The sequence below is a fragment of the Psychrobacillus antarcticus genome, assembly GCF_029533155.1.
GTDB classification, from domain to species: Bacteria; Bacillota; Bacilli; order Bacillales_A; family Planococcaceae; genus Psychrobacillus; species Psychrobacillus antarcticus.
The window spans coordinates 1-23819 of record NZ_JAIZDB010000032.1; the positions used below are offsets into that span (position 1 = coordinate 1).

At 38.9% G+C, this 23819-nt stretch carries 25 protein-coding genes, 1 pseudogene and 1 riboswitch; of the genes and pseudogenes, 14 read left to right on the top strand and 12 right to left on the bottom strand.

The annotated features are described in order from the left end of the window. Positions 1–150 precede the first annotated feature (150 nt). From LDK52_RS15690 to LDK52_RS15710, 5 genes are all read right to left on the bottom strand, one after another. On the bottom strand, positions 151–1491 hold the full coding sequence (locus LDK52_RS15690) for a YjiH family protein (RefSeq protein WP_277586886.1): 1341 nt from the start codon (positions 1489–1491) through the stop codon (positions 151–153). A gap of 107 nt (positions 1492–1598) precedes the next feature. Next, positions 1599–2285: a bacillithiol biosynthesis deacetylase BshB2 gene (gene bshB2 / locus LDK52_RS15695; RefSeq protein WP_277586887.1), complete on the bottom strand. Its 687-nt coding sequence runs from the start codon at positions 2283–2285 to the stop codon at positions 1599–1601. A gap of 13 nt (positions 2286–2298) precedes the next feature. Then, complete coding sequence (locus LDK52_RS15700; RefSeq protein WP_277586888.1) at positions 2299–2649, bottom strand: YojF family protein; 351 nt, start codon at positions 2647–2649, stop codon at positions 2299–2301. Between the two features lie 332 nt (positions 2650–2981). Beyond that, the gene (thiD, locus tag LDK52_RS15705) at positions 2982–3815 is read right to left on the bottom strand and encodes a bifunctional hydroxymethylpyrimidine kinase/phosphomethylpyrimidine kinase (RefSeq protein WP_277586889.1); all 834 of its coding nucleotides are present in this window, start codon (positions 3813–3815) and stop codon (positions 2982–2984) included. A gap of 69 nt (positions 3816–3884) precedes the next feature. After that, positions 3885–4142, bottom strand: coding sequence for a hypothetical protein (locus tag LDK52_RS15710; RefSeq protein WP_277586890.1), 258 nt, complete (start codon positions 4140–4142; stop codon positions 3885–3887). A gap of 104 nt (positions 4143–4246) precedes the next feature. Between LDK52_RS15710 and LDK52_RS15715 the strand changes: the two genes are divergently transcribed. From LDK52_RS15715 to LDK52_RS15735, 4 genes are all read left to right on the top strand, one after another. Beyond that, complete coding sequence (locus LDK52_RS15715) at positions 4247–4996, top strand: DUF4230 domain-containing protein (RefSeq protein ID WP_277586891.1); 750 nt, start codon at positions 4247–4249, stop codon at positions 4994–4996. Between the two features lie 7 nt (positions 4997–5003). Further along, positions 5004–5657 carry a uracil-DNA glycosylase gene (locus LDK52_RS15720; protein WP_277586892.1) on the top strand — a complete coding sequence of 218 codons (654 nt, stop codon included), beginning with the start codon at positions 5004–5006 and terminating at the stop codon, positions 5655–5657. Positions 5658–5870: 213 nt separating this feature from the next. Continuing rightward, positions 5871–6122 (top strand): YwdI family protein, encoded by a 252-nt coding sequence (locus LDK52_RS15730; RefSeq protein WP_277586894.1) that lies wholly within the window; start codon positions 5871–5873, stop codon positions 6120–6122. 19 nt (positions 6123–6141) lie between these two features. Then, on the top strand, positions 6142–6522 hold the full coding sequence (locus LDK52_RS15735) for a DUF423 domain-containing protein (RefSeq protein ID WP_277586895.1): 381 nt from the start codon (positions 6142–6144) through the stop codon (positions 6520–6522). A 186-nt stretch (positions 6523–6708) separates the two neighbouring features. On the opposite strand, the gene gerQ is transcribed toward LDK52_RS15735, so the two are convergent. The 3 genes and pseudogenes from gerQ to hemQ form a co-directional block, all read right to left on the bottom strand. After that, a complete protein-coding gene (gene gerQ, locus LDK52_RS15740) occupies positions 6709–6990 on the bottom strand; it encodes a spore coat protein GerQ (protein ID WP_277586932.1) in 282 nt (93 codons plus the stop codon). 78 nt (positions 6991–7068) lie between these two features. Then, positions 7069–7474: pseudogene (locus LDK52_RS15745) on the bottom strand (cell wall hydrolase). A 278-nt stretch (positions 7475–7752) separates the two neighbouring features. Beyond that, positions 7753–8502: a hydrogen peroxide-dependent heme synthase gene (gene hemQ / locus LDK52_RS15750; protein WP_277586896.1), complete on the bottom strand. Its 750-nt coding sequence runs from the start codon at positions 8500–8502 to the stop codon at positions 7753–7755. Between the two features lie 152 nt (positions 8503–8654). Here hemQ and pta point away from each other — a divergent pair, with 152 nt between their 5' ends. Together pta and lipL are read left to right on the top strand one after the other, a co-directional pair. Continuing rightward, entirely contained in the window at positions 8655–9599 is a 945-nt protein-coding gene (gene pta, locus LDK52_RS15755; protein WP_277586897.1) for a phosphate acetyltransferase, read from the top strand. A gap of 11 nt (positions 9600–9610) precedes the next feature. Beyond that, complete coding sequence (gene lipL / locus LDK52_RS15760; RefSeq protein WP_277586898.1) at positions 9611–10447, top strand: octanoyl-[GcvH]:protein N-octanoyltransferase; 837 nt, start codon at positions 9611–9613, stop codon at positions 10445–10447. A gap of 125 nt (positions 10448–10572) precedes the next feature. Here lipL and LDK52_RS15765 read toward each other — a convergent pair whose 3' ends face one another. Then, the gene (locus tag LDK52_RS15765; protein WP_277586899.1) at positions 10573–11196 is read right to left on the bottom strand and encodes an RsfA family transcriptional regulator; all 624 of its coding nucleotides are present in this window, start codon (positions 11194–11196) and stop codon (positions 10573–10575) included. Between the two features lie 219 nt (positions 11197–11415). Here LDK52_RS15765 and LDK52_RS15770 point away from each other — a divergent pair, with 219 nt between their 5' ends. From LDK52_RS15770 to LDK52_RS15780, 3 genes are all read left to right on the top strand, one after another. After that, positions 11416–11643, top strand: a complete 228-nt coding sequence (locus tag LDK52_RS15770) for a YuzB family protein (protein ID WP_277586900.1) — start codon at positions 11416–11418, stop codon at positions 11641–11643. Between the two features lie 105 nt (positions 11644–11748). Then, complete coding sequence (locus tag LDK52_RS15775) at positions 11749–13044, top strand: HD domain-containing protein (protein ID WP_277586901.1); 1296 nt, start codon at positions 11749–11751, stop codon at positions 13042–13044. 13 nt (positions 13045–13057) lie between these two features. After that, positions 13058–13573, top strand: coding sequence for a YwgA family protein (locus LDK52_RS15780; protein ID WP_277586902.1), 516 nt, complete (start codon positions 13058–13060; stop codon positions 13571–13573). A gap of 197 nt (positions 13574–13770) precedes the next feature. Here LDK52_RS15780 and LDK52_RS15785 read toward each other — a convergent pair whose 3' ends face one another. Continuing rightward, on the bottom strand, positions 13771–13956 hold the full coding sequence (locus LDK52_RS15785) for a 2-hydroxymuconate tautomerase (protein WP_277586903.1): 186 nt from the start codon (positions 13954–13956) through the stop codon (positions 13771–13773). A 66-nt stretch (positions 13957–14022) separates the two neighbouring features. Between LDK52_RS15785 and LDK52_RS15790 the strand changes: the two genes are divergently transcribed. Continuing rightward, on the top strand, positions 14023–14538 hold the full coding sequence (locus LDK52_RS15790) for a YwhD family protein (protein ID WP_277586904.1): 516 nt from the start codon (positions 14023–14025) through the stop codon (positions 14536–14538). 1119 nt (positions 14539–15657) lie between these two features. On the opposite strand, the gene LDK52_RS15795 is transcribed toward LDK52_RS15790, so the two are convergent. After that, positions 15658–17724 carry a transglycosylase domain-containing protein gene (locus tag LDK52_RS15795; RefSeq protein WP_277586905.1) on the bottom strand — a complete coding sequence of 689 codons (2067 nt, stop codon included), beginning with the start codon at positions 17722–17724 and terminating at the stop codon, positions 15658–15660. A gap of 167 nt (positions 17725–17891) precedes the next feature. On the opposite strand from LDK52_RS15795, the gene speE reads away from it, so the two are divergent. Both speE and speB read left to right on the top strand, forming a co-directional pair. Next, positions 17892–18725: a spermidine synthase gene (gene speE, locus LDK52_RS15800; RefSeq protein WP_277586906.1), complete on the top strand. Its 834-nt coding sequence runs from the start codon at positions 17892–17894 to the stop codon at positions 18723–18725. Between the two features lie 4 nt (positions 18726–18729). Continuing rightward, positions 18730–19602 (top strand): agmatinase, encoded by an 873-nt coding sequence (speB, locus tag LDK52_RS15805; protein WP_277586907.1) that lies wholly within the window; start codon positions 18730–18732, stop codon positions 19600–19602. Between the two features lie 27 nt (positions 19603–19629). Here the strand turns inward: speB and LDK52_RS15810 are convergent, their stop codons facing one another. Continuing rightward, positions 19630–20718: a diguanylate cyclase gene (locus tag LDK52_RS15810; RefSeq protein WP_277586908.1), complete on the bottom strand. Its 1089-nt coding sequence runs from the start codon at positions 20716–20718 to the stop codon at positions 19630–19632. Positions 20719–20926: 208 nt separating this feature from the next. Here LDK52_RS15810 and LDK52_RS15815 point away from each other — a divergent pair, with 208 nt between their 5' ends. Together LDK52_RS15815 and argS are read left to right on the top strand one after the other, a co-directional pair. Continuing rightward, positions 20927–21346, top strand: coding sequence for a YwiB family protein (locus tag LDK52_RS15815; RefSeq protein WP_277586909.1), 420 nt, complete (start codon positions 20927–20929; stop codon positions 21344–21346). After that, entirely contained in the window at positions 21347–23014 is a 1668-nt protein-coding gene (gene argS / locus LDK52_RS15820) for an arginine--tRNA ligase (protein ID WP_277586910.1), read from the top strand. Positions 23015–23676: 662 nt separating this feature from the next. Further along, positions 23677–23817: riboswitch (cobalamin riboswitch) on the top strand. Positions 23818–23819: the final 2 nt, after the last annotated feature.

Here is a 23819-nt window from a genome sequence, read left to right on the forward strand (position 1 = left end):
AAGTGATTAAAAGAAACGCATTTGGTTATCGAAATTTCTTGAGATTTCGAGCTAAAATATTACTAACGCACAAGTATAAAAAGATTGGAACTCATGTTGGTTAAGGTGAAGGAAATTTTACTTCACCCCAACATTTGACGTAGAACCAATTTAAAACAATATATGTGCTACCACAGCAATAATTGGGAATGAAATAAGTGTACGTAATAAGAAAATAACGATTAAATCTTTTATATTAAGCGGAATTTTCGAACCTAATAACAATCCACCAACCTCAGACATATAGATTAGCTGCGTTACAGACATAGTAGCGATAAAGAAACGTGTCATCTCTGATTCAATAGATGCTCCTAAAATAGATGGTAGGAACATATCTGCGAAGCCGACAACCATTGTTTGTGCTGCTGCCGCTGCTTCTGGAATTCCAAATAACATTAATAGCGGTTCAAATGGCTTGCCCAAAATAGTGAAAACAGATGTGTATTCTGCAAGCATTAATGCAATCGTACCGAAAGCAAGCACTACAGGAGCAACCCCAATATACATATCCACTACATTTTTTAAACCATCAGAGAAAAACTTGCCAATGGAACGGTTTTTATTAGCCATATTTAATGCATTTTCTAAACCATGTGTAACTGCATTGTAATCTTCAGGGAATTTTTCTGCGTCTAAGTCAAGCGGACGCCCATCAATATGTGTATCCTCTTTTCTAGATAGAGGATAAATTCTTGGCATTATAAATGCAAGAACTACACCACAAAGTAGAACAGTTAAATAATAAGGAATAAAGTAATTACCTAAACCAACTTTCTCTATTACAACGATACAAAACGTAATCGATACAACAGAGAAGGTAGATCCAATAATTGCCGCTTCTTTTTTCGTGTAATAGCCTTCTTCATACTGTCTGCTCGTAAGCAAAACACCAATTGTTCCATCTCCAACCCAAGAAGTTAGAGCGTCAACTGCGGAACGACCAGGTAATTTAAATAGAGGACGCATGATTTTCACCATCATCGTACCAAAGAACTCCAATAGTCCAAAGTTTAATAGAAGTGGTAATAACAATCCTGCGAATAAGAAAATGGTAAACAAGAAAGAAACTAATCCAGTCGGACTTAATAACAATCCACCTGTGTTTTCACTCCAAATTGCTTCCGGACCGAGCTTCCATATGATTAAAATAGCAAATACTGCTCCGATAATACGAGTAACGGTCCAAAAAGGAGTTACTTTGAACAGATTATTGATAAACGTATCCTCTTTCGGTATGAACAGAAAGATGATAGAACCAATTGCAGCGATTAATAAAGTAATTAATGCAACCCATTGAACAACCGGTTCCAGCACAATGGATAGGAGACTTGCTAGCCATGCAATAGGTATTTGAAATCCTCCGTCAACCGGTAGAGGGATCATGAATAATATAACACCTGCTATAGAAGGGAGCAGGAATAATAGCCAAGTGGATAAGGAAAACTTCTTCATGCAAAAGACCAACTTTCTATATATGTGAATATTTATACATCAAAAGACGATGTTTATACATAATAATTCAATTGCATGAAGAAGTCTATAGCTATTATAAAGTTCTTTTATTCGAAATATTTAGAGAAATCATATGTGTAAAAACGTTCAAAGTTAACCCAGTTTTCTGCTTCAGTTTCCCCATCTGCTAAACGTTTATCCATTTCCTCTAACATCCACGCAGTTTGCGAAATATGAGCGCGCATAGATCCCATTTTTTGTTCTGCTACTTCTTTAATATTATGGATAACATCTGGTTCTCCTAGAACTTCCTTGGAATCATTAGAGAACGCTAATGCATAAATTGTTGGGCGTTGTTCTTCAGGCATACGTCTTACCGCGCGGATCATTGCACGTCCAGTCGCATCATGATCAGGATGTACAGCATAGTTCGGATAAAACGTAATGATAAGAGAAGGGTTCGTATCAGAGATCAGGTTTTGCATCAGCTCAACCATTTTTTCATCGTCCTCAAATTCTATCGTCTTATCACGCAATCCCATCATACGAAGATCCGTTAATCCCATTGCTTTAGCGGATGCAAATAATTCTTCTTTGCGGATCTGCGGCAATGTTTCGCGTGTCGCAAAAGGAGGGTTTCCTAAGTTTCTTCCCATTTCACCTAGCGTTAAGCAAGCGTATGTAACCGGAATTCCTTGTTTAATATAAGTAGCAATCGTACCTGATACGCCAAATGCTTCATCGTCAGGATGAGGGAATACAACTAGTACATGTCGTTCCATTGGTAGTGTCATTTATTTGTCCTCCTTAATAAGAAAATGGTGTTTTACTAATTTGTAATGCAACAGCTAGCTTGCCAGTTTGGTCATGGCCTGCCATAAGTAATCTACCATGTTCATCTAGCTCGAAATGAGTAATACCTTGTGCATAAACCCAACCATGAGGAAGCTTCAATCCTATGCGGTGTGGAGCTTCTCCGGCTATTTTCCCAAGTTCATAACGAATCATTACGTTCCGAATAAAAGCTCCTGCATTAAAAACGTTCTCGTTAAAGTGGGCTGCATACGCACCATTAGTCGTTTCTAAATGTATATATATATCTTCGTTTGCAAAATTATTCAAAAGCTCCTGCAAGCGTTCTACTTGAACAAGTTCCATTCGTATTGCCTCCTAACATACTGTCTGCTATTAGTATAAAGAAAAAAAGGGGATGAAGCGAATGATTGATTTAAAGGGAAGGTGCAAAGAGATTGCACTAGAACGATGAACGTTAAATTCAGATAGATTGGTTTACTTGCTGCAAGTTACTAAATACTTGCCCAACAAGACCGTTTATTAGCGTTCGATGGGGTGATACTGGCGTTCATTTTTAAATACTAGCGCTTCACAATTATTTACTTGAAAACGGAAATTTCACCCAAAAATAATTGGATGAATGAACATAAAAAAACTCGTTAGTCTGAGATGACTAAACGAGTTTTATATATGTCTTAAACGGTTGTAGTAGTAACTTTTGGTGCACCAAATTTACCTTTAGCGCCATGAAGAACTGGTCCAACGTATTGATTTAATTTCCAACCATGTGCGATGGCAGCTGAAACGAATTCTTTCGCTTCGAAAATGGAATCGGCAACAGATAAGCCATTTGCTAAGTTTGCAGTTATAGCTGCAGCAAATGTACAGCCAGCACCGTGATTATACGTAGTTTCTGTTTTTTCTGTTTCTAAAAGTGTATGTGTTTGCCCATCGTAGAATAGATCGACAGCTTTTTCATGTTTTAACTGCTTTCCACCTTTGATGACTACATTTTTAGCACCAAGTGCATGAATTTTTTCTGCAGCTGCTTTCATGTCCTCGATTGTTTTCAATGTTCCAAGACCGGAAAGTTGACCTGCTTCAAATAGGTTTGGAGTAACTACTAATGCGCGTGGAAGTAAAAACTCAATCATCGCATCCACAGTCCCAGGGTTTAGTACTTCATCTTCACCTTTACATACCATAACAGGGTCAATAACTACACTTTGCACTCCTGCTTCTTCTATAATATTCCCTGCAGTTTCAATAATTTCTTCTGTACTTAACATACCAGTTTTAATAGCATCTACATTTGTAGATAATGCCGTTTTTGCTTGACGTTTAATCTCTTCGACTGGCAATGAGAATACACCATGGCTCCAGTCGTTATCTGGATCCATAGTAGCAACAACTGTTAAAACGTTCATACCATATGTACCGTGTTCTTGGAAAGTTTTTAAATCTGCTTGAATTCCAGCTCCACCAGAAGTATCGGATCCAGCTATTGTAAGTGTTTTTTTAATAGACATTAGACTTTTCTCCTTTTTCTATGCTGCGTATAATTCTTTTATTGTATCAGATTTTTTGGGAAATTTACATTATGGAATCTTGGGAGCTGTCCAAAACTTATACAAAACAATTATACAAACGATAGCAATAGTACCTGTTATAAGAGAACCAACTATAATTTCGTTAATCCATAATGAAACAGATAAAAATAGGAGAAACACGATGAGAAGTATGAATACAAAAATAAAACATCCCATTCCGATATTTTTAGCGCTTTCTGGCACCATATTTTTACTAGCTGCTTGTTCAATCTGCTTTACCTTTTCTCGATAGTGCAAATCTGCCATTTGAAAAATCTCCTTTTTTCCATCGTATCATGATAGATTAGTTGTTAATAGCGAAACTTTTAGCTAATGTAAACGTAATAGAATTAGAGGAAAAGAGGGATAATATGCTAAAAGAGGACAAGATTCGTGAAATGGAAAAGCTATTGGAAGAATTAAAGGCTCAAGATGAGTCGGCAGCAACGATTGCAGAAAGTCCTTCCCGTAAAGGTTTTAATGAATGGAATATACCCCGTGTTTTATTTAGATTAGGTTCAAAGTCCTTTCTACTCATTGGACTTCTCATTCTTTTATTAGTAGCAGTCCTTCCATTTGCAGCCTTTTGGGCTATCCAAGGAAGTACGTTCACCGAAAGTAAAGGGTCATTTGTTGAGCAAATGCAAGCTTTAAATGAGTTGTCTACAGCACAGGCTTATACGAAAGTAATTATTGAAAGACAAGATAATGCGGTATTTGGCAAAGAGATCGGACTTGATTTGCCTGGTACTAAAAGACAGCTACTAGTTGTTGTACCAGGAATTGTTAAAGCAGGTGTCGATTTTTCTCAGGTTTCCGAATCAGATATAAAAGTAGATGAAGAGAAGAAGACGGCTAAGTTAATATTGCCGAAACCAGAATTTTTAGGTGGAGCTGAAATTTTATTTGACCAAGTAGAAGTATTTTCATATGAAGGATTATTCCGTGAAAAAGCGGATATTAAAGAAGGATATGAAATTGCAGAGACTGCAAAACAGATGATGATGGAAGAAACAAAGGGACAAGGTATTTTGGTGTTAGCAGAAGAAAATGCTGCTAAATCGGTGAAAGAAATGTTCCAGTTAGTGGATTATGATGTAGAAGTAGAATTTAAGGAGTGAGATGGACATGTCTAGCTGGAAAGATGTGTTAAGAGAGGAACGGGAGAAGCCTTATTTTAAAGAGTTACAATTATTTTTGGATAAGGAATATGCTACTCAAACAATTTTTCCCGCAAGGAACGAAATTGACAGTGCGTTTCAGATGTCAGCCTATGATGATATCAAGGTAGTGATTTTGGGTCAGGATCCGTATCATGGAGAGGGTCAGGCGCATGGTATGAGTTTTTCAGTGAAGCCGGGTGTTCGCATACCGCCGAGTTTAAGAAATATGTTGAAGGAACTAGAGGATGATTTAGATTGTCCTTTACCTGCTAATGGATATTTAGAAAAGTGGGCGGAGCAAGGTGTCCTGCTGTTAAACACGGTGTTAACTGTTCGAGCTGGAGCAGCGAATTCTCATAAAGGCATGGGTTGGGAAACGTTTACGGACGCTGTGATTCAAAAGCTTTCAAATCGACATAAACCAATTATTTTTGTTTTATGGGGTAAGCCAGCGCAGTCCAAAATTCAGCTAATCGATACTGAAAAACATATGATTCTACAAGCACCTCATCCTAGCCCATTAAGTGCATATCGAGGGTTTTTTGGAAGTAAACCATATTCCAAGATCAATGTTCAATTGATGGTATGGGGGGAAGAACCAATCGATTTTTGCCTATAAATATGCTAAGATAGTCAGTGGAAAGCGGGGGAGGACATTGGCTGCAAACTGTTTCAAATGCCAACATTTTTTCACGACATGGGATGCGCGAAATCCCCGTGGATGTAAAGCATACGAATTTAAAACAAAGGAACTTCCCTCCGTAGTAGTGCATCGTTCCTCAGGAATGGAATGTTTGAAATTTGAACCAAAGCAAGTGGAGGGACAAAGACGATGATTTCTAATGAGCAACTATTAATGCAAATAGATAAACATCTAAATTACGCAAGAATTAGTGGAAACGAGCAATCTGTTAGAGAATCATTAGTTGCTATCAAAGCAATATGTGATGTTGGGTTAGAAGCCCAAATACCGTTGCAAGCTCCTACTACTAGAAGTATACAGACGGCTTCACCTATTCTACCTACACAACCAGTCGCTTTAAAAGAAGAAGATGCAAATGGGGAATCCCTATTCGATTTTTAAGAGAAAGAAGGAGAATTCTGTGAAGTTTTTTATTATAGCAGGTGCTATTAATGGCTTATTATCTGTTGCACTCGGAGCGTTTGGAGCTCATTTATTAGAAGGCAAGGTTGCCGACAAATACTTGGCTACATGGGGTACAGCGGTCCAGTATCAAATGTTCCACGCGTTAGCTTTAATAGCTATTGGCATATTGATGAGTAGTAAGATACTTGGGCCAGTCTCTAGCTTGAATACTGCAGGGTATTTATTACTTGCAGGAATTGTTATTTTCTCTGGCAGCTTATATGTGTTGAGCTTAACAGGCATTAGTATTCTAGGCGCAATAACACCAATCGGTGGAGTAGCATTTTTAGCAGGTTGGGTTATGCTCATTGTAGCCACAGTTAAATACGCAAATTAATAGGAAGGTCGAATCTATGGTGGGTTCGGCTTTTTTTATTTGGGGTTGAGGGCTGAGTTCCACCCGGACAGCGAGTTCCACCCGAGGACGTCAGAGTTTCACACGAGACAGCGAGTTCCACCCAAGACAGTTCGAGTTCCACTCAAACAAAAAAAGCTTATTCGCAAAACGAATAAGCTTGAAGCATCACTGGTAATAATTAATTTCCTCATCAAATGTTACATAATCTAAATAAATCATAAGCATTAAGTATCGTTTACCATTTGGATCACTAATAATGACGTGATCTCGACCAGCAGCTTCTATATAGCCGGTAACTACAAAATTATTCCTTTCTCGGTTGTTCTCGAACGTAAAATAGAATGTACCTAACTTGCCTTTGTTCGCTCGTAATATGTTTTCAACATAAGATTGTTCCTGTCCTCTAGTAGCTGCCGGTATTTGAGGTGGGGTCATAGGGTGTTGCATTTGCTGCTGCTGCTGTTGTTGTTGAGGAAAAACTCCAGGGTGCCAATAATATTGAACCATTCATACATCCTTTCAAATTTATATTTCTGGACAATCTGCAGTGGAAGGAGAGAGAGCAATGCGCTTTGTAGCTGTCCATATTCCATTGTGCCTGGTATTCACCAGGTGGTTCAAAAAACAGTAAAGAACGCGTTGAAGGATGAAAGCGTTCGCCATTAAAAACTCTTTGGATCAAACCTTTGTCTTGCTCACTTGCAAATTGATAGAAGTACGATTTCTTTGTTGCCACAAATCCTCCGGGGCTTTGAAAAACCATTTCCTCCAGTGTACGGATATCTCTGAAATCTAAGCAGGTAGCACGGACTCTATTTACTCCTACGTTTTCTACCATATGCATGCCAAGCTCGCCATCACCTTCCGCTTCTGCTCGCATCTGCCTTGCAAGTAGTTCCAATTGCTTCGTGGTGGATTTGACTACTGCCATTGCATCAACTCACCCCCTACCCATACACTATGCAACGAGCTTGAAAATGATGAACAAAGATTGTCTATACATTTGAGAATAAAGCTAAAACTAGTTTACTCGCTCTCCAGTACGTTTTACTCGCTTTCATAATTGAATTACTTGCTCTCAACTAGTGCATACTCGCGCCTAACAGGTATTTACTTGCTCTGACTCCTCGTTTACTCGCTGATAGGGATAATATGGAAATGAATTAAAGAAGAAATAAAAAAAGACTGCATAGCTGCAGCCTTTTCCTTTTAGATATTAAAGAATGTAGATCGTTTTTCACCAGCAAGAATAGTACCTGTGAAGAAAGAACCAAATTCTGCATAACGAGCGCTTACTTCATCAAAACGCATCTCGTATATTAACTTTTTAAATTGAAGAACATCGTCTGAGAACAATGTTACGCCCCATTCGTAATCATCGAATCCTACTGAACCAGAGATAATTTGTTTTACCTTACCAGCATAGCTGCGACCGATCATACCATGGCTACGCATTAAGTCTTTGCGTTCTTCCATTGGTAGCATATACCAGTTGTCATCTCCGTCACGACGCTTGTCCATTGGATAGAAGCAAATGTATTGAGAACGTTGAAGCTCTGGATATAAACGAGCACGTACATGTGGATTTTGATATGGATCTTCATTCGACTCACCTGATAGGTAGTTAGACAATTCAACTACGGAAACGTATGAATAAGCAGGAATTGTGAAGTCTGCAATTGTTAATTTGTTAAATCTTGCTTCAAGTTCTTGAAGCTCATCCATAGTTGGACGTAATGTCATTAACATAAAATCAGCTTTTTGCCCTACGATTGTGTAAAAAGCATGTGCTCCCGTTTTTGCATCATCGGCTAATTGCATTTCATCTAAGAATGCGACGAACTCATCTGTAGCTTGTTTGCGTATTTCTGGATCTACTTGTTTCCATGATGCCCAGTCCATTTGGCGGAAATCATGTAATACGTACCAACCATCTAATGTAATTGCTGCTTCATTCATTATTTATGACACTCCTTTTAATTAAAAATATCTCCCATTTAGTGTATCATAACGTTCCGAACATTTCTTCTAATGACACGGCTTCCACATGACAAGCTGTGACAAAATCATGTATGCTTGAGGTAATGAAAATGAACGTAGGAGGAGACAAATTGGCGGATTTTTTAGAGGAAATAAAAGAGAAGTTAAGGGATGCTAATTTATCTATTATATTACCAGAGGGAAATGATGAGCGAGTTATTTCGGCGGCATTGAGACTGCAGGAGGAAGGAATTATACGTCCTATCATGATTGGAAATAAAGAAGAAATCCCTTCCGTTTTAACCGTTATTAATCCAAAAACCTATGAAGAAATGGAAGAGCTTATCGCTGCTTTTGTAGAACGTCGAAAAGGCAAAGTGACAAAAGAGGAAGCAAGAGAGATTCTGCAAGATGTCAATTACTTTGGGACGATGCTCGTCTATATGAAGCAAGCAAATGGCTTGGTAAGTGGAGCAGCACATACGACTGCCGAAACGGTACGTCCTGCATTACAAATTATTAAAACAAAGCCAGGAATTTCGAAAACAAGTGGCGCTTTCATCATGGTGAAAGAGGATGTTCGCTATGTGTTCGCAGATTGTGCGATTACCATTGCACCAACGAGTGAGGATTTAGCAGAAATAGCAATTGAAAGTGCTAAAACAGCTGCAGCCTTTGGAATAAAACCTAAAGTCGCGATGCTATCTTTTTCTACAAAAGGTTCTGCTCACTCAGAGGAAACAGAAAAAGTAGTGAGAGCAACTGAAATTGCCAAACAGATGGATTCGAGTATTTTAATAGAGGGAGAGCTCCAATTTGATGCGAGTATTGTTCCAAAAATAGCTGCGCAAAAAGCTCCAAATGCTGTAGTGCAAGGGGATGCAACCGTATTTGTGTTTCCTTCATTAGAGGCAGGGAATATTGGTTATAAAATTGCAGAGCGTTTAGGTGGGTTTGAAGCAATTGGTCCTATTTTACAAGGGTTAAATGCACCCGTAAATGATTTATCACGAGGTTGTTCTGATGACGATGTATATAAGCTAGCTTATATTACTGCTGCACAAGCACTTATTTAAGGAGAAGTCATATGTCACAAATAGAAGATTTATTACAACAAGGAAAGTGGCGTTTTTGGGATCAATCGCTTAGCGGTAAAAGTAGATCCGCACTTGAGTCATTCGCTTCGGATGATTTACTTTGTCATTTAGTGGGACAAGAGCAGTCACCAGCGACCATTCGTACATGGGTCCATTCTCAAACCGTCGTGTTAGGTATACAAGATCACCGGCTACCTTTTGTAGAGGATGCGCAGGATTTTCTACGCACCCAGGGATATTCCCCAATCGTGCGCAATTCGGGTGGTCTAGCTGTGGTCTTAGATGAAGGTGTACTGAATGTATCCATTATTTTGTCGGAAGCGAAGCAAGCAATAGATATACCTACTGGCTATGAGGTAATGCTTGCATTTGTAGAGCTTTTATTTCCAGAAGCAGGTGGGAAAATAGAAGCTTATGAAATTATTGGATCGTATTGTCCAGGTTCATATGATTTAAGTATAGATGGTAAAAAGTTTGCTGGAATTTCGCAGCGAAGGTTACGTCAGGGAATCGCCGTGCAAGTGTATTTATGTATTGAAGGTAGTGGAAGTGAACGCGCAGAACTAATTCGTAGATTTTACGAAATCGGCATTCAAGGGGAAGACACGAAGTTTTCATATCCCGATATTAAACCGGAAGTAATGGCATCCATGAATGAACTACTTGGTACATCGTTCAGAGTAGAGGATATCGTCATTCGCATCCAACAACTGCTCCACCAATTATCGGGCAACGTTATCAACCAATCCGTCACACCGGAAGAAATGGACCTGTATCTATTTTACATGCAGCGAGTAGTAGATCGGAATAAGAAAATGCTCGAGTAATATCGGTTAGAGGGAAAAGAGTTTCGGCAATAGGAGAGAGATTCCAAGCTAAACGAGAGCGACGGCAACCTGAACGAGAGCAACAACTGCCAAACTCCAATCCCGAAAAAAAAACCACCAATCTTTTAAATGATTGGTGGTTCTTTAGATACGAGATTACCATTCTTCTCCATTTGAAAAACGGGTACTGATGGCATTTCCTCGTCGTTTAATGTTACGAGACGTCTTGCGCGGTTCATGATTTGTACAAATTGCTCGTAATCTTGTTTGATAGATGCATTTTCTTTTTCGAGTTTGGCAAGTTCACTTTCTAATTTACGAATCTTTTCATTTGATATAGTGGAAAGATGACGGTATCTAGAAATATCTGAATCATTATGCTGCAAACGGACGAGATATGCGATTATAACATCAATGGATAATGCAGATACTGGAATGGATTGTGCACGCTCACCATCTTCTTGTGATTTTGCTAGATAAATACCATTTCCTCTTCGTCTATAATCTTTACCTAAAATACGAAGCTTTTCTTTTCTTTCTTTTTTCGCTTCCTTCAACTCATTTTCATATTGATGGCGAACGACTGCATTCCAGCGAAATCCACAAGCGGCTGCAGTTCGGTTTAATTCATCACCAGCTTCTTCGAACGCGTTTAGTTGAGTGCTTCCTTCTCGCACATGACGTAATACCATCTCTGCTAACATCTCATCATTTTCTGACATCCAGGCGTCTTGTCTAATCTTAACCATGTTCTTCCTCCTACCATGTTCATAGTTTCGTTGTTCTATTAACATAATGGTCAACTTACTGCTCTTTTATTCACGTAATATACACTTGATAGCAATATATACTTTAAGATACAATGACCTGTAGACTATGACTTGTCACAGATTTTGAATTGTGCGAGCATTTTTCAAAATTTGGAAGCAATTACTTCGAGCCGTAATTGATGAAAGGGGTTGTGGACTATGGCAAATCATTTTAGAGTTTGCGATGAGTGTCAGGCCGTCAATTTAAAAACATTAATTCCAAAACTAAGAGCGATTGATCCAGAAGCAGAAATTGAAGTGAATGAATGTCAATCCTACTGCGGTCCTGGACGTAAAAAAACATTCGCATTTATTAATAACCGTCCCGTTGCAGCTTTAACGGAAGACGAATTAATGGACAAAGTACGCGCCAAGATAGCCGATTAAAACAAACTTTTGCCGCCTTTCTTTATGCGGCTTTTTTCTTTATAATGGATACTAAATCACATTTAGTATAGTAGTTACGGAGTTTTACATTACGGAGGTGGAAAAATGAGCTATGCGACACAAAAGCTAGCAGAAGAAAAAGTGTTTAAAGATCCAGTTCACCGCTATATCCACGTTCGAGATCAAGTAATCTGGGATCTAATCGGAGCAAAAGAATTTCAAAGACTTCGCCGCATTAAACAGCTAGGAACTACCTATCTAGTTTTTCATGGTGCCGAACATAGCCGTTTCAATCACTCGTTAGGTGTATATGAAATTGTACGAAGAATTGTAGATGATAGCTTTAGTGGTCGACCAGAATGGGACGATTCAGAAAGATTAGTAGTACTTTGTGCCGCTCTGCTTCATGATTTAGGGCACGGTCCGTTTTCCCATGCGTTTGAAAATGTGTTTGGATTAGACCATGAATATTTCACGCAACAAATAATAGTTGGCGATACGGATGTCAATGAAATCTTAAAAAGAGTTAGTGAAGATTTTCCTCAGCGAGTTGCGGATGTTATCGGTAAAACATATCCAAACAAGCAGGTAGTTAGTTTAATATCAAGTCAAATTGATGCCGACCGAATGGATTATTTACAACGTGATGCGTACTTCACTGGGGTAAGCTATGGGCAGTTTGATATGGAACGAATTTTACGTGTAATGCGTCCAAGAGAAGACCAAGTAGTCATTAAATCGAGTGGAATGCATGCAGTAGAAGACTATATAATGAGTAGATATCAAATGTATTGGCAAGTGTATTTTCATCCAGTTTCCCGCAGTGCGGAAGTAGTGTTGACGAAAATTTTACATCGAGCAAAAGCATTAAGTGAAATGGGATATGATTTTGAACAGCAACCGACTCATTTCAGAGGCTTCTTTGATGGAACATATACTTTGGACGAGTACCTGGCATTAGATGAAGGGGTTTTATTAACCTATTTTCAGTTATGGATAAAAGAAAAAGATCCTATTCTATCAGACTTGAGTAATCGTTTTGTCAATCGTAAATTATTTCAATATATTGAATTTGATCTGGCGAAAGATTATATGAAAATGAAAGAGTTAGAGCTGCTATTCAAAAAAGCGGGGATAGATCCAGAGTATTACTTAGTTTTCGATTCCTCTTCAGATTTACCTTATGACTTTTATCGGCCAGGGGAAGAAGGGGAACGGATCCCAATTCACTTATTGAAACCTAACGGAGAAATTCGAGAGCTATCACGCGAATCAGAAATAGTAGAGGCCATCACTGGAAAAAGAAGAACGGATCATAAATTGTATTTTCCGGAAGATTTCTTAACGAAGGATGGGAAGAAAAAAGCATTGAAAAAACAAATACTCGATTTACTAAAGTAAAGGAGGGGTCTAAATGATAGAAGAACATGCAAAAATTGTGCAATTTATCGGAGCAGCAGATGGCATTACGGGACGAAAAAAGTTGCAAAAAATGGTTTACATCGCAAAAAAACTTCAATATCCATACAAGGAAAAATACGAATTCCATTTTTATGGCCCTTATTCAGAAGAGCTTACCTTACGAGTGGAAGAATTATGTAATATGGGATTTTTACAAGAAGAACGACAAGATAAAGGCTCATACGTACAATATAAATATCAAATGACCGACGCAGGAGAACATTTCACGCAAATGGCTCAGGTACCTGAAGCAACACGAGATTTAGTAGCATGCATTGACCAAATGAAAAATAAAAGTTCTCGTTTCCTAGAACTAGTATCGACATTATTGTATTTCGATTATCTACCAAAAGAAGAGCAAATCGAAAAACTCCATGTTGTAAAAGGGAAACTCAACTTCACAAAAGAAGAAATCGACGAGGCATTTACATTTGTCATGAACCTCATGAATGAAAGAGCTATCCAATAGGGTGGCTTTTTCTTTTGGGGAAATTATCCTTTCCGCAAGTAAAGGCTACCAATGAGCAAGTAAATGGAAAAGTAGCGTAAGTAATAAACAAAGAGAGCAAGTAAATGACCTATAGCGCAAGTAAACTCATAAACTCACGGGCTTAATAAATGAAACAAAAAACGAACCCTTCAAAAATGGGTTCGTGTCGATTCTAATTATAGATCGCTGAACAACTTACCAGCAATTCCATAATGATTCTTCGGCATTTCTTCTATAAACACAACAACATTCTCAGCTGGTGCATTCACTGTTTCTACAACAGCGGCAGTTACCTTCTCTACAAGAGCTCTTTTTTGATCATCCGTACGTCCTTCAAGCATTTTTACGGTTACATATGGCATTTCATTTCCTCCTTTAGTGAAGTTTTCTGTATACTAGTATCATAACAGAACGGAGGGAATTATCGAATGGCAAATGAAGAAAAACCAAAACAAAAGATTGGCTTCACGATTATTAAAAATGATCCAACCGATGGACATAAGGGATTTGGTATAGGTTCTCTTTCTTTAGAGAATGTATCTCCAGTCATTATTGATATAGAAGAAGGCATTGCACAAGTCGAAATCGGGGCCATGCATGCGAGAAGTGACACCGAGCGAGGTATTAAATTTACAACGAATCCAGAAGACTCAGCTGGAGGGAAACAATATTGGCTTGTCTGGGTAACGATTGATTATAATCCAGAAGGACCTTACTTCGCTGGAGTGAGTGCCTGTGAAATGGTTATCAACCGTGAAAAACGTCGTGGCTATAAAAACTTAGCCGATCATGTAAATCGTATGGACAAATCAATGAAACGCCAAATTTTAGTCGATTTTATGGATGACCGCTCGAAAAATATTTTACGTGAATTTTTGCTGTCCCATAACAAAGAAATGTGGGATAGAAGCGAAGATAAGCTACACCAAGAATTATCTGTCTAAACCTGCTATTCAAATAGTCTGCTTAGGTGGTTGAATTAAAAGCAAAAAGACAGTACAATTTAGTTAAAGCTTACTTCCAAGTAATGCTAGGACACTTAGCGGAATCAAGTAAGTAAATTGTTTGTGCACAAATTGACAACCCAATCGAATAAACGCATTCTTTTTACAGAAAGCCAAGCTAAGAAAAAGCTTTCTATTACCTTAATATAGGTAGTAGAAAGCTTTTTATTTTGTTCAAGAATAATAAAGTATAAAAATGTCCTGTGAACACTGGGTTCATGGTACTTTAAAGAATAAATAATACCGCTGATTTCCGCTTCAGGTGGAGTACAAAGGCTAAGAGCGCCACGTCTTAAAAGGAAGGCAATCTAAGTTCGCCGCATCCTGCGGCAACGATTGCATAACCCACATCCTGTGGGCCTCAAAGCCTTTGTGACCAACATCCTGTTGGCCTCCGCGGGGTGAGCGATGAGCCATCACCGTCGCTTGCGCGTCGATGTGATGTCTCATCTGTCTCACTCATCCCGCCGGAGTCGCCACCTTTCACTACAATCAATTAAGTGAGTAGTACCAAACAAGAAGATGTAGTATGGCCTATAGCTTAGATGATAATAGTAGTCAAAAGTTTAAATAGTGATATTAACCGTATGTTGTATTAGGGATATTATTTTGTAATAAAGGATGAAGAAAGTAGATTTTCTTTTATGCTAGCGGAAATAAAGAGAAATAGTATGTGTTTACTAAATAAAGAAGCGAAATAGCGAACGAAATTGCATCTTCGTGAGCTTCCTCTTTGAATAAGAAAGTATCTTATCTCTAGTTGCCAAAAATGCATTTCCCTGTTTCTAAGAGTTGAAGGAGGGTGACGGATAGACAAAAGCCATATGATTACCGAAAGAAAGGGACGCTTGTTGGTTGTGACGACTGTCACAACCAACAAGCGTCCCTAAAAATCACTCGGTAATAATATAGCAAAACGTCTGTCCCAAGCCCTTCCAAAACAAATAGAAACAGGTTTTATATCTTTTGCCCGGGTTTTCTAAATTCATCAACCGATTAGTTGGAGGAATCGACCGATTATCACCGTCATTTGACCGATTCTCCATTTTCTAACCGGCTTTATTCAAATAAATTAAAAGGAAAAATGGACCAAGGGGGAGAACCTTCCTCCTCTTCCTCGAACGTTTGCTGCTTCAATTTAGGATCGGTGCAAAGTCTCGTTGGCACATCTTTTTTCTTCAAGTAGACGAGTCGCTGTTTCTCACAGGCAGATGTAGCGATTCCACCAGTTTCTATATCTACAATGACTCCCTGCACACCATCTGGAGCAATGAAAGGCTCAACTGGAAGTCCCTGATGAACAGCTTCCATAAATTCAATCCATACTTGTTTTGTTACTTGCCTTGCCTCCGCATCACTCACTTGTTTTCCTTGGTCATAACCATTCCAAACACCCGCTGTTATTTGAGGGGAGAAACCTATCAAAGATTGGTCGGTATTGGTAGTTCCAGATTTCGCAGCATAAGGTCTCGTTTGTTTTGCTCGAATACTAATTCCTGTAGCAGGAGAGTAATCATTGAAAACTGGGTCAAACATGCCTGTGAGTAAATGGGATAATATAAATGAGTCTTGTTCGGATAATACCTTTTTCCCTTTATCCTCTTTTTTCCCTATATCATAAATGACTTTCCCGTTATTATCCGTTATTTTGGTAATATACGTAGGCTTTTTCTGGATTCCTCTAGCAGATATAGTGTTATAAATCTTGGTCATTTCTAAAAGAGAAACTTCCGTCGTTCCAAGCGCTGTAGCTGGTGTATCTTTGACGTTCATATCCAAATTAAATCTCTCAGCTAATTCTTGAAAAGGCTTATAACCAATTTGTTCTAACGTTTTAACTGCATAAATATTATCGGAAATGGCGAGTGCCTGTGCCATTGAAATAGGATGATCAGCAAACTCGCCATTCACATTTTTCGGTTCATATTCTCGACGTCCATTATCATATGTGAAAATAGTACGCTCACTTTTCATATAAGTAAGAGGGGAGAATCCATTTTCTAAAGCTGCACCAAATAATAACGCTTTTATCGTAGAACCAGGCTGCCTTTTAGCCTGTGTAACACGATTGAATGGGCTATCCGTGAAGTTTCGTCCACCGATCATTGCCGTCACATAACCGGTATCTGGTTCCATACTGACAAACGCTACTTGTAATTCCCCTTCAGGTAACCACTTTTCAACCACTTCTTCTGCAACTTGCTGATGTTTTTTATTTAAAGTAGTTTCAATCGTCCATCCACCTTCTTCAATACGCCGACCATTTTCCAAGACGATTTTTGAAGCCTCTTTCCACACTTCCTCTAAAAAGTAAGGGGCGATCTTTTGTTTAACTAAGGAATCATCCGCTTTTAAAACGAAATTTTCGTTAAATGCTCGTTCTTTTTGGTCAGTAGTAATCTTTTGTTGGTTTTCCATCAAAGTTAGGATTAGCTGCTGGCGACTGACTGCCTTTTCTTCATCTACTAAAGGTGAATAGTAGGTAGGGCCCTTCGGAATCCCGACTAATAGGGCAGATTCTGCTAGAGTCAAAGATTTGGCACTCTTTCCTAAATAGAATCTACTTGCTGCCTCGATTCCATACATACCATGGCCATAGTACACCGTATTTAGGTATCCTTCTAATAGTTCATCCTTATCATAGAAAAGCTCTAATCGGTAAGCATATAGCGCTTCGTTTATTTTTCGAGTCCAGGTTTTTTCTTGCGTTAGAAATAAATTACGTGCATACTGCTGCGTAATTGTACTGGCCCCTTCTACTTTTTTTCCAGCTTTTATATCCTTTAAAATAGCACCAGCAATTCGAGAATAATCAAATCCGTGATGCTCATAAAAATCCCGATCCTCTACAGCTACAGTTGCTTGAGGTAAAAAGGGGGACATCTCCTCCAATGAAATCCAGTACCTACGTTGCTCCTCAAAGCGATCACCAATAACATTTCCTTGACCATCTAAAAAGACAGAAGAAATTGGTACTTGAATCATAGGGGCACCAACAACTTGAGCATAAATTCGGAGCGTAATGAGCGCGCTAAAAAGTGCACAACTAGCAGCAATAGTTAAAAGTAATAGCCTTTTCCAACGTTTTCTTCGAATGGCTTTTTTTCTATGCTGAATGCGACCCATGAAATCAACTCCGTTCCAAATGATGTTTTCATTAGTATGAGAACAATAGATTCAAATTAAACCGGTAAACAAAAAAGTATTGCACTTTTGTCAAAAAGCACTATACTTTCAATGTATTTATATTTTATATAAGTACTAAAACCCTTTATAGAAATGGAGATAGATAAATGGCTGGATTTTGGTTTACAGAGAAGCAAACCGAGAATTTTGGCGTCACAATGAAGGTGAAACGCACTCTTCATACCGAGCAAACAGATTTTCAATTGCTAGAAATGGCAGAAACAGAAGAATGGGGAAATATGCTCTTTTTAGATGGCATGGTAATGACCTCGCAAAGAGATGAATTTGTATACCATGAAATGGTGGCGCATGTGCCTTTATTCACACATCCGAACCCTGAAAATGTGTTAGTAGTTGGTGGTGGAGACGGTGGAGTAATTCGTGAAATTATGAAACATCCAAAAGTGAAGAAAGCTACACTTGTTGATATAGATGGAAAAGTAATTGAGTACTCAAAAATATACTTACCAGAAATTGCATGTGAATTAGAAAATCCTCGCGTAGACGTAAAAGTAGGCGACGGTTTCATGCATATCGCTGAGTCTGAAAATGAATACGATGTGATTATGGTAGATTCTACGGAACCAGTAGGCCCAGCAGTAAATCTATTTACAAAAGGCTTTTATGCTGGCATTTCTAGAGCCTTAAAAGAAGACGGTCTATTCGTTGCGCAATCAGACAACCCATGGTTTAAGGCAGATTTGATCCGCCAAGTTCAAAAAGACGTGAAGGAAATTTTCCCAATAACAAATATGTATTTGGCAAACATTCCTACATATCCAAGCGGCCTATGGTGTTTTACAATTGGATCTAAAAAGTATGATCCACTTCTAGTTCCGGACGAGCAATTCTTTGATATTGACACAAAATATTACACAAAAGAGCTTCACAAAGCGGCATTCGTACTACCAAAATTTGTGAAAGATCTTGCAGGAGAGTAAGTCTATGCGATTTAGTGAAGAATACTCAGGAAATGTTTTTATAAAAAGCAAAAAAAATTATGATGAAGCACAGGCAGTCATTTATGGAATGCCAATGGACTGGACTGTAAGCTACCGCCCGGGCTCACGCTTTGGACCTGGGCGTATTCGGGAAGCATCAATTGGCTTAGAGGAATATAGCCCGTATCTGGATCGCGAGCTAGATGACGTCAACTATTTTGATGCAGGGGATATTCCACTACCATTCGGTAATGCGGAGAAAAGTTTAGAGTTAATTGCCGGTTTTATTCGTCAATTATTGATAAACGGAAAAATCCCAATAGGCATGGGTGGCGAACATCTAGTGTCATGGCCAGTAATGAAAACAGTGGCAGACAACTATGACAATCTTGCGATTATTCATATGGACGCGCATACAGATTTACGCGAAGAGTACGAAGGAGAACCGCTTTCCCACTCGACCCCAATCCGTAAAATTGCCGAATATATCGGTCCTAAAAACGTCTACTCATTCGGAATCCGTTCTGGCATGAAAGAAGAGTTCGACTGGGCAAAAGAAAATGGCATGCAAATTCATAAATTCGAAGTGTTAGAGCCTTTGAAAAAAGTGTTACCAACACTAGAAGGACGTCCCGTCTATGTAACAATCGACATCGACGTACTCGACCCAGCTCACGCACCTGGAACCGGAACTGTAGACTGCGGAGGAATCACTAGCCGCGAGCTACTTGCTTCCATCTACGCAATCGCAAACTCCGGCGTAAATGTAGTAGGCTTCGATTTAGTCGAAGTAGCACCAATTTACGACCCATCGGAACAGACAGTTAATACTGCTAGTAAGTTACTACGGGAAATGATCTTAGGGTGGGTCAAGTAATATAAAAAACGTGATGGCATAAGCGCATCACGTTTTTTTATTTTGCTTGATATGTACTACTTTATTTCTCCCTGAAGTTTTAGCTAGGTAAAGGGCTTCATCTGCAAGTTTGTATAACTCATGAAAAGTAACTGCATTTTGTGGGAAAGTGCTAATGCCACCTGAGATGGTAATCTGTAGTTTTTCGCCTGATGAAATTTGAAAATGCTTTTTTTCTATTGCTTGTCTAATAAGATTAGCAATTTCTAAACTCTTTTCATCAGTCGTATCTGATAGGAGAACGGAAAACTCTTCTCCTCCATTTCGAGAAACAATACCTCTAAAGGGTTTACTAGTGTCTTTTATTCGGAGTGCCAATTCTTTCAATACTTCGTCCCCAACAGGGTGTCCATATGTATCATTTACTTTTTTGAAAAAGTCGATATCCAGCAAAAGAAGTGAAAATACCTCATTTTTTGATAAAAGATTTTGAGTATATTCTTGAAATTTCCGGTTATTATTCAAGCCAGTGAGGTAGTCTGTTACAGATATCTCTTCAATTTGTTTAATCTTTTCAAAAAGGTTGTTAAGTTGTTTTAAAACGACGAAGATAATGGAAAAAGACAAAATAGAATACAAGATAAAACTTATTATTGCCAACCAACCTTCCAATTTCCAATTGCCTAATATACCCAATACAATTGAGGTTTGTACAATTGAATATCCAAAATAGGAGGAGACGTTTTGAAAGGTCATCCTTTTCTTCCAACTCCAGATTCCAATGACCAGTCCCGCAATAATAGTGGTACTTCCGGCGATCAGCGCACTTGTAGAATATCCGTACATAAAGATACGGAACACCCCAATAATAGTCCCGCTTAAAATAGGTGCAAGTGGGCCTCCCAGGACACCGGATAGTGCAATAACTGCCATTCTTCCATCCAAAATAACTAAATCAGAAATATTTATAGAAGTTAACATTAATAAACAACCGGTTAAACCACTGAGTATTCCAACAATAATTGGGTTGTATCTGGTAGATGGAATATACACATTTAACCTATTTTGAAATGGAATATAGATAAGAATAGCAAAAGTAAATAGAATACAAAAATTAATAATAAAGTCAATAAGCACATTGGTCACCTTCTCAAATTATCTTAGTCTATTATACCCCTTTCGACATGAATAGTGTATAACTTACTTTTTGCGTCATTAGTTGTCACATTCATTAAATTTAAGATATAATATGAAGGTTATAGTAAAATATAAGGATAGTGTGAAACAGTTAGTTAAAATCGATTTCGAGCTAGCGTAAATAAAATTTCTCCAAAGGATGATAGGCATGTCCCAAGCATTACAAAAGACAGTAAATATACGATTAGTTTCCACGATTCGTCATCCCAATGTCCAACAAGAAACCATCAACTTAGAAACGAAAGGTACTTTAACACTAAAGGGTACTCAGCATTATTTAGTTTATGAAGAAGTGCAAGATGAAAAGGTCGTTCGAACAACTGTGAAGCTAAGCGGAAAGACTGCTTTGATCTTACGAAGTGGTGGAGTGAAAATGCGTCTGCCATTGGAACATGGAGAACTTCAAACTGGAAGTTATGATACACCATATGGCACATTAATGATTACAACAAATACAAAGCAGCTGCATTTTGATGAAGGTCATTTTCAAGTTGAATATGAGTTAATAATAAATGATGAAGTTGCTGGTACTTATACATTAGAACTAATTTATACGGAGGCGGAATAAATGAACGCAGTAGAAAAAGTACAACAATCCATTAAAGACGCATTACAACAAGCAATATTGAAAGCGGAACTTGTAACTGAAGAGCAAATTCCTGCTATCCAACTGGAAACACCAAGAGACAAAGCAAATGGTGATTATGCAACAAATATTGCCATGCAGCTAACAAAGCTAGCAAAAAAGAATCCTCGTCAAGTGGCAGAGTCAATCGTTGAAAACCTTGATATGTCTGGAACAATGATGGAGAAAATTGATATTGCAGGTCCAGGATTTATGAATATCACGGTTCGTAAAGATTACTTACAGGATGTAATAAAGGCTGCCATTACAGATAAAGAAAACTATGGCCGTTCAACTTCAGGTGAGGGAGAAAAAGTTCAAGTGGAATTTGTTTCAGCGAATCCAACTGGTGACTTGCATTTAGGGCACGCACGTGGAGCGTCTGTAGGAGATTCTTTATGTAATGTGCTGGATTTTGCTGGATTTGATGTTGCCCGCGAATATTATATTAATGACGCAGGAAACCAAATTCACAATTTAGCTATTTCGATTGAAGCTCGCTACTTCCAAGCACTAGGACTAGACAAAGAAATGCCGGAAGGTGGCTACCATGGGCAAGATATTAAAGACATCGCTACGGCTCTAGTTGCAGAACATGGCGATAAATTCGTATCCATGTCGGATGAAGAACGTTACAAAGCATTCCGTGCACATGGCTTAAAAGTAGAGCTTGCAAAACTACAAAAAGATTTAGCGGATTTCCGCGTTGATTTTGATCACTGGTTCTCGGAAACTTCCTTATATGAGAACGGCAAAATCGAAATTGCTTTAGATAAATTACGTGCAAATGGCCATATTTTTGAAGAAGAAGGAGCAACTTGGTTCCGTTCTACTACATTTGGAGATGATAAAGATCGCGTACTTATTAAAAGTGACGGATCTTTCACCTATTTATTGCCAGACATTGCGTACCATGAAGATAAACTCGTTCGTGGATTCGATCAACTGATTAATATTTGGGGTGCTGACCACCACGGTTACATCCCACGTATGAAAGCAGCTATTGAAGCGCTTGGATATGGGCGCGGAAAACTAGAAGTATCGATTATTCAAATGGTTCAATTATATAAAGACGGCGAAAAAATGAAAATGAGTAAACGTACAGGGAAAGCTGTTACAATGCGTGAGCTTGTAGAAGAAGTAGGGCTAGATGCAGTCCGTTATTTCTTCGGTATGCGTTCAGGTGACTCGCATATGGACTTCGATCTAGACTTAGCTGTTTCTCAATCCAATGAAAACCCAGTGTTCTACGCGCAATATGCACACGCGCGTATTTGCTCGATTTTAAGATCAGCAGAAACGCAAGGAATGAAAGTATCGACCGATTCACTTGAATTATTGCAAAGTGAAAAAGAATTAGATTTATTGAAAAAAATTGGGGACTTCCCACAAATAGTTGCAGATGCTGCAAAACTTCGTGCCCCTCACCGTATAGCAATTTATATCCAAGAATTAGCTACGACATTCCATAGCTTCTATAACGCAGACAAAGTACTAAATGCCGATAACGTTCCACAAACAGAAGCCCGTCTGGCACTAGTAACAGCTGCGCGCGAAACAATCGCCAATGCATTACGCCTGCTTGGTGTATCTGCTCCAGAACAAATGTAAAATCAAACTGAAAACCCTCGACCACCATGGTCGAGGGTTTTCTAATTTCCATATTAAAATTTGGAAATTATATCCTGAACGCCAGTAAACGCCGCAGAAGAGCGTGTAAACTTCGCAGGTCCGCAAGTATTTCCAACTTGAGCGCGAGTAAAAGTCGGCTGAGGGTGGGTAAACAGCAATCAAGCGCAAGTAACTGCTTATACGAGAGAGAACTTCTGCTATACGAGAGAGGCGAGCATCTATACGAGAGCGACCGGGCTATACGAGAGAGAACTCCTGCTATACGAGAGAGGCGAGCATCTATACGAGAGCGACCGGGGTATACGAGAGAGAACTTCTGCTATACGAGAGAGGCGAGCATCTATACGAGAGCGACCGGGCTATACGAGAGAGAACTCCTGCTATACGAGAGAGGCGAGCATCTATACGAGAGAGAACTTCTGCTATACGAGAGAGGCGAGCATCTATACGAGAGCGACCGGGCTATACGAGAGAGAACTCCTGCTATACGAGAGAGGCGAGCATCTTTACGAGAGCGACCGGACTATACGAGAGAGAACTTCTGCTGCCACCATCCCCAACCCAAAGGTCAGAAAGCTCAATTTCCAAAAATGAAGTCGACAGTCCAAAAATATAAGGTATAATGAATGCAAAGCAATATGAATAATTTAATGCATAGAGGTGCTCTAGTAATGGATTGCTAGAGTTAAAAGGGAAGCTGGTTAGAGTCCAGCGCGGTCCCGCCACTGTAAGTGATGCAACACATCATGAGTCAGAAAACCTGCCTGTATGCTTTACGCCCGTT